This window comes from Sphingomonas sp. (assembly GCF_031361285.1).
GTDB lineage: Bacteria > Pseudomonadota > Alphaproteobacteria > Sphingomonadales > Sphingomonadaceae > Sphingomicrobium.
The window spans coordinates 1-4,695 of the sequence record NZ_JANMCO010000146.1 but is presented as its reverse complement, the minus strand read 5'-3'; the positions used below and the strand labels follow the sequence as shown (position 1 = coordinate 4,695).

The 4,695-nt window shown below is 64.9% G+C and carries 6 protein-coding genes; 4 read left to right on the top strand and 2 right to left on the bottom strand.

Going from position 1 to position 4,695, the window contains the following annotated elements:
• Positions 1-105 precede the first annotated feature (105 nt).
• From ispH to RMO25_RS11965, 3 genes are all read left to right on the top strand, one after another.
• Positions 106-1,050, top strand: a complete 945-nt coding sequence (ispH, locus tag RMO25_RS11975) for a 4-hydroxy-3-methylbut-2-enyl diphosphate reductase (protein WP_309662829.1) — start codon at positions 106-108, stop codon at positions 1,048-1,050.
• The gene (gene rnhA / locus RMO25_RS11970) at positions 1,047-1,517 is read left to right on the top strand and encodes a ribonuclease HI (RefSeq protein ID WP_405051884.1); all 471 of its coding nucleotides are present in this window, start codon (positions 1,047-1,049) and stop codon (positions 1,515-1,517) included. Before ispH ends, rnhA begins: the two co-directional genes overlap by 4 nt.
• A 141-nt stretch (positions 1,518-1,658) precedes the next feature.
• Entirely contained in the window at positions 1,659-2,270 is a 612-nt protein-coding gene (locus RMO25_RS11965) for a hypothetical protein (RefSeq protein ID WP_309662828.1), read from the top strand.
• Positions 2,271-2,461: 191 nt separating this feature from the next.
• Here the strand turns inward: RMO25_RS11965 and RMO25_RS11960 are convergent, their stop codons facing one another.
• Entirely contained in the window at positions 2,462-2,908 is a 447-nt protein-coding gene (locus tag RMO25_RS11960) for a hypothetical protein (RefSeq protein ID WP_309662827.1), read from the bottom strand.
• 235 nt (positions 2,909-3,143) lie between these two features.
• Entirely contained in the window at positions 3,144-4,283 is a 1,140-nt protein-coding gene (locus RMO25_RS11955; RefSeq protein ID WP_309662826.1) for an FAD-binding oxidoreductase, read from the bottom strand.
• 51 nt (positions 4,284-4,334) lie between these two features.
• Here RMO25_RS11955 and RMO25_RS11950 point away from each other — a divergent pair.
• Positions 4,335-4,695: prepilin peptidase (locus RMO25_RS11950; RefSeq protein WP_309662825.1), on the top strand; the 361-nt coding region annotated here is incomplete at its 3' end.

Below are 4,695 nucleotides of genomic sequence, written 5' to 3'. Positions count from 1 at the left end.
CTTCACAGGGGTGGGATTCCTTCGAAAAACGGGCGAATGGCAGTTGGCGCCGTTCATAGGAAGCGCCTTTCAACGCTGCAAGCGATCGCTTACATGCGCTGACCAATGGCTGAACGCCCCCCCTTGCATGTGCTGATCGCCGCGCCGAGAGGTTTTTGCGCGGGCGTCGATCGCGCAATCCAGATCGTCGAGCTGGCGCTCGAGCGCTTCGGCGCGCCGGTCTATGTCCGTCACGAGATCGTCCACAACCGCTTCGTCGTCGATCGGCTGCGCGATATCGGCGCGGTGTTCGTCGACGAACTCGATGAGGTTCCCGGCGACCGCCCGGTGGTGTTTTCCGCCCACGGCGTGCCCAAATCGGTCCCGGCGGCGGCCAGCGAGCGCGGACTCCACTATGTCGACGCCACCTGCCCGTTGGTGTCCAAGGTCCACCGCCAGGCCGAGCGGCTGATCGCCGACGGGCGCCACATCCTGTTCATCGGCCACGCCGGGCATCCGGAGGTGATCGGCACCTTCGGCCAGGTTCCGCAAGGCTCGATCACTCTCATCGAGACCGAAGCCGACGTCGCGACCGTGGCCGTGGAGGACCCGGCGACCCTCGCCTTCCTCACCCAGACGACGCTGTCGGTCGATGACACCGCGGCGATCGTTGACGCCTTGAAGGCACGCTTCCCCGCCATCCAGGCCCCGCGCAGCGAGGACATTTGCTACGCGACCTCGAATCGCCAGGCGGCGGTCAAGGCGATCGCCCCCTTGTGCGAGAAGATGCTGGTGATCGGCGCTCCCAACAGCAGCAATTCGCTGCGCCTGGCCGAAGTCGCCGAGCGCCTGAACGTGCCGTCGCGGCTGATCGAACGGGCGACCGACATCGACTGGGACTGGCTTGGGCGCCCAAGCACGCTCGGCGTCACCGCCGGCGCGTCGGCGCCGGAGCTCTTGGTCCGCGAAGTGATCGACGCGCTGCGGACGCGGTTCGAGGTGATCGAGGACCAGGCCGAGCATGCGGCCGAAGGGATGAGCTTCAAGCTGCCGCGGGAGCTGGTCGCCTGACTACGCCGGGCGACCTGCCTAAGGTCGAGATCTTCACCGACGGGGCGTGCCGCGGCAACCCCGGCCCCGGGGGATGGGCGGCGTTGATTCGCACGGCCCCATCAGAAGGAACCCGCGCGCGCGAGCGCGAGCTGTCGGGCGGCGAGCCGCTGACCACCAACAACCGGATGGAGCTGGTGGCCGCCATCGAGGCCTTGAACGCGCTCACCAGGCCATGCCGGGTGAGCCTGATCACCGACAGCGTCTACGTCCGCGACGGCATCACCCGCTGGATCCACGGCTGGCAGCGCAACGGCTGGCGCACCGCCGACCGCAAGCCGGTCAAGAATGCCGACCTTTGGCAGCAGCTCCTGGACGCGGTCTCCCGCCACCGTATCGAATGGCATTGGGTCAAGGGCCACAGCGCCAACCCCGAAAACGACCGGGTAGACGAACTCGCCTGCGCCGCGGCGGACGCTCAGCGCTAATGTCTGCCTTCGACCCAGAGCGGACATTCCAAGGTCGCGAAAGAACGGCACTCATTGTCTGGTGTTCATGCATCTTCTGCTGTCACCGCGCGTTTTACGCCCGAGCACCCCAGCGTTTGTCGGTGGGAGAAAAGAAATCCTATGACCCATCTCGCAAAATATTTTGCGGCGGCCGTGGCGGTCAGCGGCATCGCTACCCCAGCGCTGGCCCAGACGTATCCCTATCAGCAGACATACCCGCAAACCTATCCGCCGCAGGGATATCCCCAAACCGGCTACGCGCAACCCGGTTATCCGCAGCAGGGCTACGGCACCAATCCCATCCAGGGCATGATCGATCAGCTGCTGGGAAATCGCTACAGCGTCAGGGACCGTGCCGCAGTCCGCCAGTGCGCGACCGCCGCGATGGCTCAAGCCTCAGCTCAATACAGACCCCCCTACAACCAGGGTTACCAGCGGCCCTACGACCAACGCTATCAGCACGGACAGCAATACGGGCAGCAGTACCGCAGCGGCGCCCGCGTCACCGGGATTACCAATGTTGAGCGCCGCATGTATGGCCTACTCGTGTCGGGCGTGCTCGATAGCGGCCGCTATCGGGGCTACCGCAACGGTGGCTATCCCGACCAGAGCTACAACCAGGCCTACGCGGCCGGGACCGGTGACCTCACTTTCAGCTGCACCGCCGATTATCGCGGCGCGGTGACCAGCGTTTTCGTGCGGCCCAACCCCAACTTTCGCCGCCCATATTAGGAGCTGAAACGGGCGCGCGGCGGCCCCATTTGCACTATGACGCCTTTAGCCTTTGCCGCCAAAAGACTGTTTCTTTTGGATGCGTGACAAATGTGCGAAATAGAATGAGTTGGCTGACTGGTTAGTGTCTGCTTTCGACCCATTGCGGACATTGCCCCAGCAATGTGGCCGCCGCGGGCCAGGCCGAGCGATCAGGACTCGTGACCCAGGAACCTTGCCTCGCTTTGCCGCCATCCAGGTCCCGAGATCCAGTAGTTGCCGAAAGGTGTCCTGTTAAGCTTGAGTGTTGAGCCAACCGGCGGCGCAGCGTCACGGTCCGGCTGGGTGGTGATCGCCCAGCGGTCGCCGTTTTCCAACACGACCCAGAAGAGTTTCTCACCCGATTTTCCGGACGCCCTGACCACGCCCTCGAGTATCCCGGGTCCCTTGTTTTCCTTTAGCACCATTCGCCCGCGAGACAGGGCCTGCTTCAAAGGGATAATCGATTGATCGTAGCACCGCAGGCGTGCCTCGTTGGAGCGAATGGACTCGCACACCAGGAGGGATTGCACCCGTGGTTCCAAACTTTCCTTTGCCGCGGCAATGGCTGGCAGCGCCAGCAGGGCAATCGCGATCATTGAAGTGACCAGCTTTGACATCGCTCGTTCCTCGAGTCGTCCCAGCGGACATTAGCGGACTTTAGGACCGGGCGCTGCGTATCGACTTGTCTCCCGAAGGCACTGCACTCCGGACGGGAAGCTTTCGCGATGAAGTGCCCTGCGCCACCCTGCTGCAACTAACCTCTACCAGCACCGAAGCGCTGGCCGCTATGCGGCTAATCTCCGCTTTCCACCCAAAGCGGACATCGCGCTTTGCATTTCAACACGCTCAATATCAGCGCACTTGAACGGATGCCCGCGGCTGGAAGTCGGCGGGGTCGATCCCGGCCAGCTCCGCTGGCAGCGCCTCGCCGCGAACCAGGCTGGCGCATAGCAGTGACGCGGCAGGGGCGGTCTGGATGCCCATGCCGCCTTGGCCTGCGCACCAGAAGAAGCGGGGCTCGGCGGGGTCGAAGCCGAACTTCATCATCCGATCTGGCGCGAAGCTGCGCAGGCCGGCCCATTTTCGCTCAACCGCCTCGACCGGCCAATCGACCGCGCGCTCGAACCGGTCGATCGCGTTGGCGACGTCGATCTCCTCGGGCGCGGCGTCGCACGGATCGACCGGCGTCTCGTCGAGCGGGCTGACCCACACGCTATTGTCGCCTTCGCCCTTGAAATAGAAACTGGTGTGGAGGTCGGTGACCAGCGGCAAGTCGCGTAAACTGTCGCGGCCAGCGCGGCCGACTCGCAGCTGGACCACGGTCCGACGCATCGGTTGCAGGGCAATGCCACCGACTCCACAGCGGGCGGCGATGTCGTCGGCCCAGGCGCCGGCGGCATTGACCAGGATGGCCGCGCGAATCGGCCTGGCGGCGGTGTCGACCTCCCATCCGTCGCCCGATCGCCTGGCCGAGCGCAGGCCGGCGTCTGTCTGGACAATCCCGCCGGCCCGGCGAATCGCCGCCAGGCACGCGGCATGGAAAGCGGCGACCTCGATGTCGGCGCAGCTTTGTTCGTACCAGGCGCCGGTCCATTGCTCCCGAAGCCCGGGAATCATGCGGTCAAGCTCGGCGCGGTCGAGATGGACCAGCGCATGCTCGCCGGTCAGCTCCTCGGCGCCCTCAATCCGGTCGCCATGCGCGCCGGTCAAATGGACCGTGCCGCGGCGGCGCAGCAACGGCGTCTCCGATCCCGGCCAACCGGCATCGAACATCGGTCTCGACGCAAAACTCAAGCGGCGTGCGGGTCCGGCGCCGAGGCTCGCTTCCCAAAATGCGGCCGAGCGCCCGGTCGAATGGCGGCCGCACAAATCCTCCGCTTCAATGACGACGACGCTCATTTGGCCAGCCAGCCGCGCGCCGAGGCTGGCGCCGGCGATTCCGCCGCCGACGATCAGCACATCGCATAGGTTCGAGGAGTCTGGCGGCACCATGTTTGCGCGTGGTTACGTTTTGGAAAGCCGCGCCGTCTAGTGGTCTGACCCATGAACAACGCCGGAATTACCGAATTACTGCTTGGGCTTCTGGCGATTCTGCTGGTGGTCGCGGCGGTTATCGACGTGCGCACATTCACCATTTCCAACGCGCTCAACCTCACCGTGGCCCTGCTCGCGCCGATATATTGGCTGTCGATTGCTTTGCCCTTGTGGCCCGACGTGGCGATCCAGATCGCGGTCGGCGCCGGCGTCTTCGTGTTGCTCGCCGGGGCATTTTATGCCGGCCTGATGGGCGGCGGCGACGTCAAGCTGGCGGCAGCGCTGGCGCTGTGGTTCTCGCCCGTATCGACGCTCAAATTCCTGATTCTGATGTCGATCGCCGGCGGCGTCGTGACCTTGGTCGCAATCG